The organism is Pseudooceanicola algae (assembly GCF_003590145.2).
Taxonomy (GTDB): Bacteria; Pseudomonadota; Alphaproteobacteria; order Rhodobacterales; family Rhodobacteraceae; genus Pseudooceanicola; species Pseudooceanicola algae.
Genome location: NZ_CP060436.1, coordinates 1,909,655 through 1,925,644 on the forward strand (window position 1 = coordinate 1,909,655; position 15,990 = coordinate 1,925,644).

Below are 15,990 nucleotides of genomic sequence, written 5' to 3' on the forward strand. Positions count from 1 at the left end.
ACATCCCAGGCGAAACGCTCAAGGCCCCGGAGCCGTGGATCAGGCCGCTGCAGCCGATGACGAGGATATCGCAAGGTGGCCCCTCGACCGGCATGGACCCCGTTGCCTCGTGGGTCTCAGTGTCGATCCGCCGCACGAGGCTGTTGTTCGGATCGGCAAGCGCGATGCGATCCCCGACCATGGCCTGACGCGGGCGCAGATCGACCGATGCCCCTCTGTCCAACAGGGCTGCGTGCCCCGGACCGAAGGTCACTTCACCCAGAGCGGCCGCGCCCCCATGACGGCCCGGTCCTGCCGGAAATCTTTCGCAACAGACCGGACAGGAGCGGGACGCGCAGCCCGCAAGCGCCTCCCGCAGCCTGGTTCCGTCAGTCTGCCATGGAAATACCATAGTCGATGCCCTGGGCCATCATCGGAATGGTCGGCCGTTGCAGGCCCTGGGTCAGGCGCGGCACTTCGGAGGAGGTATAGATCACCATCTCCTGCAGCGAATTCTGGCCATCTCGATTACCGGTGTCGGCGTCCGCCATTCCCCGAAGCGCCTCGAGCAAGGCAGCCGTGAAGGCACCGTGGCCACCACCGAAACTGGAATCCTCATAGGCCAGCCCGGACCCCGAGGAGGACGAGAAGACGATCGCACCGGTCCCCTCTGCCAGCTTCTGCACGGCATCCTCGGATACCACGCGTCCGGCGGCGCCCGAATGGCAGATGTCGATCAGCAGAAGGGCGCTTTGATTCAACGGGCGGTTTTCCAGGACCGAACGAAAGCGTTCGACCTCCATCCCGGTGTAGGGCCGCGCGAGGTCCGCATCATGGGTGACGAAATAGAGGTTCTGTTCCTCGTCCGTCACGCCATGCCCGGCGATGAAGACGATGACCACGTCATCGGGGGCCGACTGGGCGAGGAACTCGTTCATCTCGATCCGGACATCGCGTTCGGTGGCCTCGGCGTCGGTCAGCACCTTGGTGTGCACTTGCGAGAACATGTCGCGGCTCTGGGTTTGCAAAAGCTCGGCAAGGGCCGTCGCATCCTTGGCCGCGAATTCAAGGTTCTGCGCGGGGTTCTCGTATTCCGACACGCCGACCCCGAAGAACCAGAGCGCCCCCTTGCCGGATTGCACATCCGTCTGCGCCATCTCGCGCTGCGCCTCGACGCGGAAGGTCGACACCTCGGCGCCGTTCCAGATCAGGCTGGCCTCAATCGTGTTGGCACCGGGGCGCAGATCGAAGCGACGTGACAAGGTGACCGTTTCGCTGTCCTCGAAGAAGGATTCCTCTTCGAAGCCGCGCGACCGGACAACCTGACGCCCGTTCAGGACATAGCGGAACTCGGGGTCCGGCAGATCCGGGCTGTCCTTGGTGACCTTCAACTCGATCATCATGCTGTCTTCTTCGGTTGTCAGGCGGGCCGGAGTGACCTGTTCGACCTGATAGGGCGCATCGAAGGTATCGGGTTCGACCTTCGGGTCGCGCACATCCTCATCGGTCAGGGCCCCTGCGGTCAGTTTGCGCAACAGGTCCTGCACCAGCGATGGCCTGGAGAACTGGTTCGCCAGCGCATCGAAGGGCAGGTAATTGTCCCCCAGCGTCCAATAGACCCCTTCGGTCCCCTGCAGCGAGGCGGTGTAATTACCCGCCGGCGTATAGGCGATCCATTCGCCGTTCGTGAAGGGCATGATCGTCAGCGCGGTTTCCAACCGCGACAGGTCGATGAAATGGATCTTGCTGGTGTGGGTCTGGCCGACAAGGACGTTGTTGCGCTCGCTCAGGGACAGGCTGCGCAGGCTCATCGGGAAAGTCAGCACCTTGTCGTCCAGCGTGACCCGGTCCCAGAACCAGCGGATCTTGCGGCCGTCCTCAAGTGTCAGGGAAAAGATCGGATCGTAGGGGGCGGTATCGATACTGCGCGCGGTGGCGACATCGTAGACGCTGTAATTCCCGGTGCCGCGCACCCTGACCTCTGCCCCCTCTGCCATCACGCTGAAGCCCTCGATGGGCGCGTTTCGGGCGACCGAGGGCAGGGCCGCGCCGGTCTGCACATCAAAGAGCTGAAGCAGCGCGCTGCTGTCGATCGAATGCCCCAGGCCGTCTGAATAGGAGGTAACCAGCCCAAGCGAGTCGCCCTCAAGGTCGACCCTGGCACGATAATTGTAGGCCGCGTCGTAGCGCATCGGCCCGGTGACGATATCGGTGGTGATCCGGCGCAGGGTCTCCATGGTCGCAAGGTCGATGACATGCAGGGTGATCTGCGGATCGGCCGCGCCACGGCGGGCGCTGCCCGCCGGCACCGTCGCGACCACGAGCCGGGTGCCGTCCATGGTCAGATCGGCGATTTCGTCTTCAGTCTGCCAGATCGTGTCGGCGGTGAATTCCGCGCTGTCGAAGATGATCAGGGCACGCTTGTCGTCGCGGATCGCCATGACCTCGGCCGCGCGGTTCGGAACCGCCAGCCAGCTTCCATCGGGCACGGCGTCAAAGACGTGGACGCGCCGCCCGGTCTGCAGGCTCCAGACCGCGCTGCCGGAGGCGTCAGAGGACAGAACCAACCCGCTGTCATCGAAGACATGCACATCCCGCCCGATGGACGAAGCGCTTTCACGGCGCGCGACGACCTCAAGCGTGCGGGTGTCCAGTTCCAGCAGTTCGTCCCCCGACCCGGTGATGAAACGGTCACCGTCAGGGGTGAACCCACCGCCTTCGATCTTCAGCGGCGACCGGGCAAGGATGGATCCGTCGGTCAGGTCCATCAGCAGGACATTCGTATCGGCATCGAACTTCGCGTACATAAGAACCCAGGGTTCGGTGGGATGGGTGTAGATCTTGCGCGCGATCATCGGCAGGCGCCCCGAGGCGACCTCGGCCCAGTCGTTCTGCCGGTCCCAGACCGTGAAGGAAGAATTGTTCCGGCTGGCGATCAGATAGCGGCCGCTCCGGTCCTGGCCCATGGCGTGGAACCAGCCCGATTGCGGGATCACACGGGTTTCACCCAGGCCGTCGGGATCCAGCAGGTACATGTCGCCTTGGTTGGCGCCGACCTTTGCCACCAGGGTGGCGCCATCGTTTGTCCAGGCAAGCTCGGCGGGAATCCTGGCCGTCGTCAGGCGGGAAACCCCGGTCACGGCACGGGCGGCCATGTCATATACACGGATATACCCCTCGCTCGCGGAAAAGGCGATCCTGTCGCTGAACGGGCTCCAGCTGTAGGATCCGATTTCCCCTTCCAACGCGACCAGATCCACCAACTTGCCACTGCGCAGATCGTAGAGGTAAAGCGTGTGGCTCACCGCGCCGCCCGGACGTTCGAAGGACGACGCTGAGGCAAGATAGCGCCCGTTGGGAGAAATCTTGTGATCCAGCCCGGCGGATATCTCGTGCAGGATGACATTGCGTTCCAGGTCCCAGACCTGGGTCGGGGAATTTCCCATCACCGCGATGCGGCCGTCCTTGCTGATGTCGAGCCATGTGAAGTCATAGGCTCCCGGCGTGGCGACCTGGGGGTCGTTCACATTGCCCATGGGGCGGATCTCGACCCGGCGATTTTCCTGCCGTCCTGCCTCTGTCGCATTGGGGGCGACGGGGTTGCCGGGGCCGAAACCCCGGGTCTGGATCCGCGCCGCATCAAGCCCGAGCTGGCCGACCAGCGCATCCTTCACGGCGGCGGCACGGGCCGCGCTCAGCGGGAAATTCACCGCATCCGAGCCGCGGTTGTCGGTATGGCCCTCGATCTGGAAAACGTAATCCTCGCCCCCCGGCGCGTTCAACGCATCGGCAGCGGTCTCGATCACGTCGAAAGACTCCGGCAGGATGGTGGCCTGACCGGTTTCGAACTGGATCGCGGCGCGCAGACTTTCGCCAAAGCGGGCTTCCCAGTCGCGCAGGAAGGGCTGCGAGGCCAGCCACTGATCGCGGTCATCAACAAGCCCGCTGAAATAGGCGATCTGGTCGGCGCGTTTCGCAACCCAGACGGAGGAGGCGCCTGCCGCCTCGCAATCGGCCAAGGCCTGACGCGCCCGCGTGAGATCCTTGGCATCGATCCGGTTGTCGAGATAGCTGCACACCAGGCTGCGGCGATCCCCACCGGAAAGTTGCGGCAGCAGCCGGTCCATCAACTGGGGGGCGCTGTCGTAGTCCCCCAGCCGCGCACGGTTCGCAAGGACATGGCTCCCGACCTGCGCGACCGTATGACCTGTCGTCGTGTTCGCAAGACCACGCGTGGCGGCGGCATCGGCGCGGGCGCGGTCGATGCGGAACATCGAATAGGCCGAAAGCTCGGTTATCGCGATGTCGTAGTTATAGGGAAAGTCCTCCAACCCGCGTTCCAGCATGTCGAAGGCATAATCGGGGTAATAGTTGGCAACATCAAAGAAGGCTCCGGCCACCAGTTCCGGCAGCGCCATGGCGGCGATCCCTTCGCGCCGCGCGAAGAAGGCCTTGGAGATGTCGTTCATGTGTTCCCTGGCAAACAGGCCGATCTTTTCATAGGCCATCGGCGTCTCGGCCCGCGCGGCAAACTCCATCGCCAGGTCATAGGTGCGCTGGCGTTGGTTCTTGCTTGCCCTTTGGCCGGACTCGATCCGGCGACGATTGCCAAGCCAACGGTCGAAGACAACGTAGCTGACGACATCGCTGTTCTGCATGGCGTCAAGGAAATGCGCATCGGCGGCCGCCCGGTCATTGTCGGATACGGCCAGCTGCCCACGGATTGCGGCGGGGACCCAGCGCGGCTGCGTCCCGTCGCTTTCCCATGTTTCAAGATAGCGGAAGGCCTCGTCCTGACGGTCACCGTTGTAGAGATTGAAGAACACGTTCCACATCGGCGTCAAACCCGCATCGGGATTGCCCACCAGCGGCAACATGATCGCATTGCCCGCGTCAACGCCGCTGGTGTCCTCGACCCGAATGGAAAGGTTATTGGCCGCGACGAAAAGCGCCGGATCGATCGCCAGGGCCTGCTGGTAAAGGCGCACCGCCGCGTCCTCGTCCCCCGCCGCACTGGCCATCCACGCCTGCCCGGCCAGCCCTCCGGCGGTGTCGGGTCGATGTTCGGCGACCCAGCCGCGGATCTGGTGGCGCAGGGCGCTGGAATTGAGCGTGGACGACAGTTCGAACAGCGCGGTCGGGTCGTCATATGTCTCGCAGATGCGGCAGTCGACGGCAAAGGCGGTCTGCGGCGCGAAAAGCGCGCTCGCAGAGGTCATGCCGAACAGGGCAAGCCCCAGAAAATGGCGGGTGATCATGGCGTGGCCTTTCGTATTTCAGGTCAGGTCTGGTCAGGTCAGTTTCGCATCTGGAACCAAAGCGTTCTGGTGGCGGAATTGCCGGCGACATCGGTCGCCTCGATGGTGATTTCATGCGGTCCGTCGCCGGGCGGCAAGGTGACCTGCGCCCGGAAAGGGCCCCGGTCGGACTGCCGCATCGACTGCGCGCCGGGGATCGCAAGCGACGCGATCCGGCTGTCGTCCTGTGCGCGGCCTTCGATGGTCACCTCGCGGGACGCTACCATGAAGGGCGCATCCGTCGCGGCATCGAAGGCGTCGCGCATCGGGTGGGTCAGCACGATCAGGGGGGCCGCGCTGTCCCCCGCATCCGGGGCGGCGGCAACATGATCGATCTTCACGGGCATGGCCGCAACATCGCCGGTCTGCACGGCGACCTCGAACCCGATACCCGCGCTGGCGGGCACCATTTCGCCCGGATCGACCAGCCGCGACCCAAGGGCGGCGCGCAGCCGGTCCGGCAACGGTTGACCCGTCGTTTCATTCAGCGCCGACAAGACCGGCGCAAGCTCGAGGCTCAGCCCCGCGACAAGGACAAGGTAGGTGTCCTGCCCCGCAGACTGGTCGAGCTGGGTAAAATGCCCGTCGGTCGGGCCGGGCAGAAGCAGGGTGTCCTCGGCGCCGACACGGGTCGAGATCAGTTGCGAGCGCGGGAACAGCTCGACGTAGCGTCCGTCGGATCCCGCCCCCAGCACATAGAGGTTGGCGGAGGCACCCGGCGTGGCTTCGACCCGGAAACTGGTGCCGGAGGCCAGGGGGCGCGTCAGCGTCCAGCCGGTGGCATCGATGCGGGCCGGGATCTCTGTCCCTTGAAGGTCGAGGAACCGCAAGGCAGCACTCATGTCCCGGACGGAGGGAGCGGGCTTGGGTGCCGGTTCGGGTTCTGGTTCTGGTTTCGGCTCGGGCCTCGGCTCTGGCCGGGGTTTGGGCTCGGGTTTCGGTTTCGGCTCAGGTTTCGGGGCGGGCCCCGGCTCAGGTTCGGGCTCAGGTTCAGGTTCGGGCGCTGGCGCTGGTGCTGGTGCTGGCGCCGGTTCGGGAACCGGGGCGGGGGCGGGTGCGGACAGGGGCATCACCTCGTAGGCTTCCATGACGAAGGTATTGAAATCATCCCAGGAGACCCGCGCATAACCGCGCTCTCCCCAGTCCTGGCTCCAGGAATTGATGATCTCGATCCATTGTCCTTCGTCGTCATATCCGATGGCGGTCATCGCGTGCCCGCCCGCAATATGGCGGGCCACGGCATCGCGTGACCCGGAAACGGCCGCCGCCCGTTCCGCCGTCGTCGCATTGAAGACGCCGCCATCATACTCCATGAAGCTCATGGGCAGCCGCATCGAAATCGGAACCGGGTGGCCTGCCGCCAGGGCACGGCGCACCGGGATATGCTTGTTGACCGACGAGACATCGAACAGCCTGCGCCATTCACCGATCCGATAGGCGCTGGCAAGCTGCCTTTGCGAGGGGCTGGGAACCAGGCTGCAATTGCCATCGTCATAGGGGAAATCGGTCAGCGGCGCGACGCCGTCCCCCGACATCAGGCGCATCGCATCGCTCAGCCGGCTGCCGCCATCGCAGCCTTCGACACGGATCTGGTTATAGACATATGAGGGCGAGAATGACTGGCCACCTCCCGTGACTGAACCGGTCGAGGTCGCAAGGATCGTGCGGGCCGCATAGGCCGTGGCCCAACCGACGCAGGACCCCTGCTGCCCCTGGTCTCCGGGCGGTGGCGCGAAGGCTTTCAAGGAGGCCCGCAGCGGCAGGTTCGCATAATCGCCCCGTGACAGCGGGGGCGCCTTGGGTGTCGCGGAAAAGGCGTCCGGATCAATCACGGCGCCAAGGTATTGCGCCATCACCGGAGAAACGGACAGAACAATCAGGAACCCTGCAAGATGCACTGATCTGAAAACAGCCATTTCAAAATCCTCAAAAGGATCATTTAAAGACGTCCTTTCAGATTTTTGCACCTGCCAATGTCACGATTTACCGGGGCTCGATCCATTTGTTGCATGGAGCACACATCGAGGGCCTCGGGGAGGGCCTCGGCCAGTGGTCAGCTTTCGCAACCTGCAAGGCGGCTCTGAGGGAGCGATCAAGTAGGCGAAATTCATCCCGCGCTTGAAGCTGCGGATTTCGCCGTCCTGTGGTCAAACGGCCGTTGCTGCGCGAAATCGCTGACGGACAATCCCCTCTTCCCAGAGCATCAGCAGGTTGTCGTGATCGGGCTGCCAAGGGCGGTGTCGCCGGTCAGGGACCTGTCGCGCACCTGAACCTCGGCGACTTGGCGGTCAAGGTCGCGCGCCGTCAGCCGCCGGCCCACGTGCCGGTCGCCCAAGGGGTTTCAGGCCGGATCCACAACCTCCTTGTCGCAGGTCACCTTGATCCCGCCCGCTTCGCGGCTGACGACGATCCGCTGTTCGTGCCCGCCGATCCTGACCCGCGCCGAGAACCCCGGCCAGCTTTCCGGCAATGACGGCTCCACCCGCAGGCGGTCGCCGTTGTCGAGCTGGATGCCCAGGATGCCTTCGACCGCCGCACGGTACAGCCAGCTTGCCGAGCCGGTGTACCAGGTCCAGCCGCCCCGCCCGGTGAGGTCCCCGACGCCATAGACATCGGCGGCGACGACATAGGGTTCCACGCGGTAGCGCTCGACTTCTTCGGGGGTCAGGGCGTGGGCGATGGGGTTGATCAGGTCGAACATCTCCATCGCCTCGGTGCCGCGCCCCGCGCGACCAAGGGCATGCACGACCCATGTCGCCGCGTGGGTGTACTGGCCGCCGTTTTCGCGCACGCCCGGCGGATAGCCCTTGATATAGCCCGGCTCCTTGTCGCCTGTTTCGAAGGGCGGTTTCAGAAGGCGCAGCACGCCGTCGTCACGGTCGGCCAGTTCGCGCATCACGGCATCGAGGGCCATGCGGGCGCGATCCGGATCGCCCGCGCCGGACAGGTTCGCCCAGGACTGCGCGATGGAGTCGATCTGGCAATCCTCGCTTTCGGTGGACCCAAGCGGCGTGCCGTCGTCATAGGTCGCGCGCCGATACCATCCGCCGTCCCAACCGGCGGTTTCGAGCGCCTCCAACAGGGCCACGCGATGCGCGGTCCAGGCCGTGACCCGCTCGGTGTCTCCGCGCGCCTCGGCGATCGGCAGGAAGGCGTCCAGCGTCGTCATCAGGAACCAGCCCAGCCAGACGCTTTCGCCCTGCCCGCCTTCGCCGACGCGGTTCATCCCGTCGTTCCAGTCGCCGCCCAGCATCAGGGGCAGCCCCTGCGGCCCCATCCGCGCGATGGCAAGGTCAAGCGCCAGCGCGCAATGCTCGTAGACCGGGACCGAGCGTTCGGACCGCTCGGGCGTGAAGAAGGCGTCATGGGCACCGGGTTCCAGCGCAGGGCCTTCCAGGAAGGGCAGTTCCTCGTCCAGGATCGCCTGGTCGCCGGTCATGGTCACATAGCGCGCCGTGATGTGGCCCAGCCAGACCACGTCATCCGAAATCATCGTCCGCACGCCGGCGCCCGAGTTCGGCAGCCACCAGTGCTGCACGTCGCCTTCCGGGAACTGGCGGCCGGCGGCATTCAGGATCTGGCGCCGCGCAAGGCTCCGGTCCTGCAGGATCAGCGCAGAGCTGTCCTGAAGCTGGTCGCGGAACCCATAGGCCCCCGAGGCCTGGTAGAAGGCGCTGCGGGCCTTCAGGCGGCAGGTCAGCGCCTGGTAGGGCAGCCAGGTGTTCACCAGAAGGTTCATCTGGGGGTCCGGCGTGTCGATCTGAAGCTGGCCGAGGAAGGCCTCCCATGTCGCCGCGGTCTTCTTCAAGGCCTGCGACAGGGCGTCTTCGACGCGGGCCTGCGCCAGGACGTCTGCCATCGCACCTTTCTCGGCATCGGCCAGGATGAAGGTCACCGACCGTTCCTGCCCCTTCGACACGGTCAGGCCGACGCGGGCGGCAAGGCATGGATCGCCTTCGGTGCCGTCGACCTCGGGCCAGTCGTGCAGCGCCTCGGGACGCCCAAGCGCCCCGTTGCGCCCCAGGAAGGCACCGCGCGAGACCGTGACATCCTGCAAGGGCAGGCTGGCGGCCAGCGCCGTGACGCGCCCCGTCACACCGGTGCCGAAGTCGTTGCGCCCCAGCACGGCGTCAAGGTCGGTATCATGCCCGGCCCGGATCACGGCCGAGGTCCGGTCGCGGTTGTTGCCCAGCACCAGTTCGACATAGGCGGTGACCTCGACCTTCAGATCCCCGGCCCCCTTGTGTCGCAGGGTCAGCCCCGTCAGGCGCGCGGGCGCGCCCGGCAGCAGGGTCATCACAGCCTCGGCCTCGACCCAGTCGGTCCAGACGCGGAAGGTCGAGCGGCCCAACCCATGCCGCGCCTCGTGCAGGGCCACCGGGTCGTCCGAAAGCGCGGCGAAGGGGGAAATCACCTGCCCGGTCGTCGCGTTGCGGATCAGGATTGCCTCGCCGGGGCGGTTGATCACAGGGTCGTTGCTCCACGGGCTGATCTGGTAATCGCGCGAGTTCACGGCCCAGTTGAAGGCCGCCCCCCCGGCCGAGACGTGGAAGCCGAAGTCGTCCTGCGCGATGACGTTGATCCAGGGGTGCGGCGTACGTTCGCCATGGCGCATGCGTATGACGTACTCCTTGCCGTCGGCCGAAAAGCCCCCGGTGCCGTTCCATGCCTGGAAATCCTCCTGCGGGAAGGTGGCGGTTCCGCGCTGCCGGACAGGCAGCAGCGTGGGGCGCGGGCTTTCCGCGTCCTGCGCCGGCTCGGCCTGGCTGAGCAGGCGCGCCATCTGGTCGCTGATCTTGCCGTTGCGGGTGTGCAGCACGATCCGCGCGGTGGCCAGCAGGGTCGCGAAGCTTTCGTCGGACATCTGGTCGCGCCGCACGGCAAAGACGTTGCGCTGCGACGGGTCGAGGTGACCGGCGCGGGCCGCCATGTCGCACATGTTCTGGATCGCCGATTGCAGGTCCTGCGTATAGGACGACTGGCGTTCGTTCAGGATGACCAGATCGGCCTGCAAGCCGTGCATGCGGAAGTAATCGGCCATCCGGATCGCCTTGCGCACGATCTCGAGGTCGGTCTCGTCATCGGTGCGCAGCAGCAGGATCGGATGGTCGCCCGAGATCCCCATCGGCCAGAGCGCGCTTTGCCGGCCAACGCTGTCGTGCAGGGTCTCGTCCTGGATCGCCAGGCGCGGGTCGGGCCAGATGAGGCCCGCGGCCACCTGCCGGAACAGGGCCGCTTCGGGCAGAGAGATCGCCGCGTGGCGCAGTTGCACCTGGCTCATGCTCCAGGCCATGCGATCTTCATGGGCAAAGGTATCGTCCTGGCGGTGATGGCGGATGACCTCCTCCAGCGCCTCGGCACTGTCGGCCACCAGCGTCCAGAAGGTCAGGCTGACCGATTTGCCCGCAGGGATCGTGACACGCCTGCGGATCGCGAAGATCGGGTCCAGCGTGAACCCGTCCGCCCCGCCCAGCCGCGCGCCCTTGTCGAAGGCCGCCGCATGCCCCAGGTCCCGGCCCCGGCCGATGAAGGCGCGTCGGTCGGTTTCGGCCTCGGCAGGGCGGATGTCGGAGGCCCCGGCCAGGATATGCGCCATGTGCAGGACCCGGTCGTCGGGCTTTCTGCGGTTGCGGAAGGCCGTGATGGTGCGGCCGTCGTCGCGGATCGCCGTCTTGACGAACATCTTGGAATAGGCCGGATGCGCGATGTCGGCATCCGCACGGTCCAGCACGATTTCGCCATAGCTCGTCACCTCGATTGTCCGCTTGCGAGACGAGGCATTGCGCAGGGTCAGGCGGCGGCCTTCGCCCATGGCCTCGCTGGCGACGATGACCTCCATGCAGCTTTCGATGCCATGCGCGGTCTTGAAGAACTCGGCCTTGTGGTCGCAGAAGACGGCCTGGGCGGTTTCGCCCTTTGCGGCCCGCGGTGTGGTGGTGGCGGACCACCAGTCGCCGCTGTCCTGATCGCTCAGGAACAGGAAGATCCCCCCGGTGTCGAGCGTCGGATCGGGCCGCCAGCGGGTCACGGCAACATGGTCGAGCCAGAGCGGCCCCGCCCCGGTGCCCGAGACCAGCGAGGAAAGCCGCCCGTTCGAAAGCAGCGCCAGCATGGGGGTATCGGATGCGGGGTCGTCGGACCGGGTGATCGCCGGATCCTCGTCTTCGCCGTCGCCTTCACGCGGCTCGAAGGGGGCGGCGCGGGTCAGGGGGACCACGTCGCGGTGGGTTTTCTCCTGCAACAGCAGCTCGGCCGCCTTGATCACCGGGTCGGCGTGGAAACGATCGCGGTGGATGCCGTCCAGGACCACGTTCGCGATGGCGACGATGGACATGCCGTGATGGTGCGCCATGACGGTGCGCACGACGACATGTTCCTGTCCTTCCGGCATCCGTGAGGCAGTGAAATCCACCGCATCGAAATAGCCGTAGGGCCCGAAGGCGCCCAGCCCGTTCAGGCGCTGCAGGTTGCGCACCGCGGCCCGGGGGAAGAATTGTGCGGCCATCAGCGTGGCATAGGGCGCGATGACGTGGTCCGTGGTCTGCATCCGCTTCAGGGCAAGCATGGGCACGCCGAAGGCATAATACTGGTAGTTCATCTCGCGGTCGCGCGCCGAGAAGGCGCTTTCGGACACGCCCCAGGGCAGGTTCAGCCGATGACCGTGCTGCATCTGCGCGCGCACGGCCATGACACTGGCTGCATGCAGCACACCACCGACGCGTTCGTGCATGACCAGCGGCGGCATGAGGTATTCGAACATCGAGCCGGACCAGGACAGCAGCGCCCCCCGCGTCCCGATCGAGGTCACGGGCCGCCCCAACCGCATCCAATGCGTCGTCGGCACGTCGCCCTTGGCGATGGCGAAAAGACTGGCAAGCCGGGCCTCGGAGGCCAGAAGGTCGTAGCAGCTGTCGTCCTGTTCGTCGCTGTCGGGGCGGTATCCGATCGACAGAAGCCGCTTTTCGGGGTTCAGCAACAGGGCAAAATCCATCTCGAAGGCGAGCTTGCGCAGGCGTTGCGCCAGGTCTTCCAGGGTCTGCGCCTGCGCGCCGCGGGACGGAGCACTTTCGTCGGCCTGACCGACGATGGCGTCGCAGTTCGCACGCAGCGCCTGCGCCCACCAAAGCACCTCGGAGGTTGCCGCGCGTTCGGATTCCGCGTCGAAATCGGTTGCATGGCGGACGATGTCTGCCGCGATCAGCCTCAGGTTCAGCGCCCGCAGGGTCGCCAGCTGCGGTTCGGCGATATAGGCCGCGTGGCTGCGCCCGAACCCTTCGATCAGCTCTTCCAGGCGGCGCCGCATCGCGCGCAGTGTGCGGCGGTCGTCGGGCACCTGCGCCAGACGTTCCACCAGGACGGCAAGGGTGTCACCGATCCCCGTCAGGTTGCCGTGGCTGTGGACGGTGGGGTTCTTCGACCAGTCGGTCAGCGCAGAGGACACCGCGATCAGGTGCCCCGCAAGGTTGCCGCTGTCCACCGAGGACACATAGCGCGGCTGCATCACCGACAGGTCACGGGTGTCGTACCAGTTGTAGAAATGACCGCGATACCGCTCCATTCCTTCCAGCGTCGAGACCGTGCGCGCGATCCGCCCGATGGTCTCGGCCTGGCCGATCCAGCCCAGATCGCGGGCCGAAAGCACCGAAAGCAGGTAAAGCCCGATATTGGTGGGCGAGGTCCGCTCGGCCAGCTTCGGCGCCGGCGTGTCCTGGAAGTTGTCGGGCGGCAGGTCGTGGGTCTCTGCGGTGACGAAGGTCTCGAAATAGCGCCAGGTGGTGCGTGCCACGCGGCGCAGGTCGGCCTCGTCCCCGGGGGCGACCTGAAGGCTGTCCTCGATCTTCAGCGACCGCGACACGGCGGCGGCGATGCCGGGTGCTGCGATCCAGAAGAGACACAACAGCGTGGCGGCGGGCCAGGCCGCGGGATTCAGCAGCAGCGTCAGGGTCAGCGCCAGCGCGCCGATCACGGGCGACCCGATCATCGCCCCCCACCAGTCGCGGTGGCTGCGGCGGCCGACGTTCTGGACCTGTTGCGCGGTCCGCCATTCCAGCATGCGGCGGCGGCTTACCGTCAGACGCCATAGCGTCCGGCCGATGGCATCGGCGGCGCTGCAGGCCTGGTGCGCGATGAAGACCAGCCGCAAGCCGATCTCGCTCAGATGCGCGCCGAGGTCCTGGGCGATGCGCACCAGGTGTCGGCCGCGGGCGGCATCGCGTTGTGCGGGCAGCAGACCAAGCTGGAAGTTCATCAGCGGCATGAAGAACAACGAGACGACAAGCGCCAGCCCCCAGAGCCAGCCATAGGTTGCAGGCAGCACCAGCCAGCCCAGGATGATCGAAAGCACCCAGGCCGGGGCGACAAGCGAGCGCCGCAGGTTGTCCGCCATCTTCATCCGCGCAAGGCCGCCCAGCCCGTTCCTGCGATCAAAGATGAAGGGCAGCAACTGCCAGTCGCCCCGGATCCAGCGGTGCTGGCGCGACACGTCGACGTCATAGCGGATCGGGAAATCCTCGACCACCTGGACGTCCGTCACCAGCGCGGCGCGGGCCAGGCTGCCTTCGAACAGGTCATGGCTGAGCACCGCGTTTTCGGGGAACCGCCCTGCCATCGCGGCGTCGAAGGCCTTGATGTCGTAGATGCCCTTGCCGGTGAACGACCCTTGGTCCAGCAAGTCCTGGTAGAGATCCGAGACCGTGAAGACGTAGGGGTCCATCCCGCGACCGGCGGAAAAGACGTTCTGGAACACCGAAGAATCCGCGCCCGTCGACAGCGACGGCGTGACGCGCGGCTGCATCAGCGCGTGGCCCGAGGTGACAAGCCCGGTTTCGGGGTCCGTGACGGGCGTGTTCACCGGGTGCATCATCTTGCCGACCAGTGCGGCGACGGTACCGCGCGGCAGGCGCGTGTCGCTGTCCAGCGTGACGACAAAGCGGACATCGACCGGGGGGCGCGGGCTGACGTCCATGAAGGTCGTTTCGCCCTGCCCCAGCAAAAGGCTGTTCAGCTCTGCCAGCTTGCCGCGCTTGCGTTCCCAGCCCATCCAGCGCCGGTCGACGGCGTTCCAGACCCGGGCGCGATGCAGCAGGTAGAACCGCTGTCCGACATGGGCATAGCGCGCGCAGAGCGCGGCGATCTCGTTGCAGGCATATTCAAGGACACGGCGATCGGTATCGCTGACCTCCTCATCGGAATCCGGCCAGTCGGTGATCAGGGCAAAGTCGATCGCGCCATCCGGGTTGGCGAGGTAGTGCAGCTCCAGCAGCAGCACAAGTTCGTCCACGGTGTCGAGGTCGCCGATCAGGCAGGGCACGGCGACAAGCGTGCGGGCGTCCTCGGGCACACCGGTGTCATAGTCGTAGGCCGGCAGCCGGCTGACCGGGATCAGCCGCGCGCCCAGTAGGTTGACCACCCCCACAGCCGCTTCGGACCCCGTTATCAGCGTCAGGACAAAGAACAGCACCGTGACTCCTGCCGGCATGGCGGGCAGCACCGCCGTCAGGGCGATGGCGATCAGAAGGGTCAGCAGGATCATCGGCAGGAAGATGGCCAGCCAGCCGGCCCGACGGGCCCTCGACAGGATGCGCTCGGCCAGCGTCGGAGCATAGGCGCATGCGCGCTCGAAGGCCTCGCGTTGGTGGCCGACCAGCAGGTGCCCTGCAGCGCCCTGGCCGGCCATCTCGACAGCGCGTTCGGCGACCTCGATTTCTGTCATCTCGGTGCGGCGGGCAATCCGTTCGATCGCATGGCGGTATTCGTTTCGCGTCGCTTGATCCAATTGGTGGAAGTCAGGCGCTGCCGCCAGCACCGCATCGACCCGGCTGACCCTTTCGACCCACTTGATCCAGTTGGTGTCATCCAGCCGCCGCATGCTGCGGATCACGTTGCCGACCGCGACATTCGACGCCGACTGCCGCGCGTTTTCGCGTGCCAGCACCTGGGCGCTGTCGGTGTCTTGCCGGGCCAGCGCCTGTTCCAGGTGCGCCAGCGCCAGATCCGCCGCCCGCGACCCGTCCCGCAGACGATAAAGCAACTGCGCCGCGAAAGCGTCGGACAGGCTGTCGCCCTCCAGCGCCGCAGACGCGCTGTCTTCACCCAGCATCAGCCGGTCGGCCAGCGCATTGGCCGCCGCCCGGGCGGTGCGCGCATCCATCACCTGGTCCGAGATACGGCGCAGGTTTTCCAGCAGTACAAGCCGCAGCATCGCCGGGATGGCCCAGAGTTCGCCGATCGTGAAGGCCCGTTCGGTCTGGTAGCCATCGACCATCTCGGTCAGCGTGGCCGCGCGGAACTCCGAGTTGGTCAGCGAGACATAGCGCCAGGCGAAGGCCAGCACGGCGGGGGTGTCGCCATGGTCCTGCGTCGCGACCGTCGGCAATTTCCTGTAGTAGCGGGGCACGAGATCGCGCTTCAGGTGGCGAAAGCTTTCCTCGACCACATAGTGGTTGTCCAGAAGCCACTCGGCCGCCGGGCTGATCAGTTCCGCGTCGCGCACCGCCGCCACGATGCGGGTGTAGTTCGCCAGGACCGCGGCCCGGTTCTGCAGCAATCGATCGGGATAGGCGACGCCGGTAAAGCCGATCAGGGCGACCGGCACCTCGCGTGACAACGTCTTCCCGGCATGTAAGAATCCGAGTTCGGCTCCGGTCTCGCGGCGGATCATGTCGTGATCGGCGCTGCCCGTGGCCCTCATGCGGTGATGTAGCATGTGTGACCC

At 66.0% G+C, this 15,990-nt stretch carries 3 protein-coding genes and 1 pseudogene; all 4 read right to left on the reverse strand.

The window, feature by feature from the left end:
• Positions 1–368: 368 nt before the first annotated feature.
• A complete protein-coding gene (locus PSAL_RS08930; RefSeq protein WP_196222672.1) occupies positions 369–5,237 on the reverse strand; it encodes an OmpA family protein in 4,869 nt (1,622 codons plus the stop codon).
• Positions 5,238–5,275: 38 nt separating this feature from the next.
• Positions 5,276–7,192, reverse strand: coding sequence for a C1 family peptidase (locus tag PSAL_RS08935; protein WP_119837604.1), 1,917 nt, complete (start codon positions 7,190–7,192; stop codon positions 5,276–5,278).
• A 287-nt stretch (positions 7,193–7,479) separates the two neighbouring features.
• Positions 7,480–7,596 (reverse strand): annotated as a pseudogene (locus tag PSAL_RS19250) (IS5/IS1182 family transposase); the annotation flags it as partial.
• A 21-nt stretch (positions 7,597–7,617) separates the two neighbouring features.
• Complete coding sequence (locus PSAL_RS08940) at positions 7,618–15,981, reverse strand: GH36-type glycosyl hydrolase domain-containing protein (RefSeq protein WP_196222671.1); 8,364 nt, start codon at positions 15,979–15,981, stop codon at positions 7,618–7,620.
• Between the last annotated feature and the right edge of the window lie 9 nt (positions 15,982–15,990).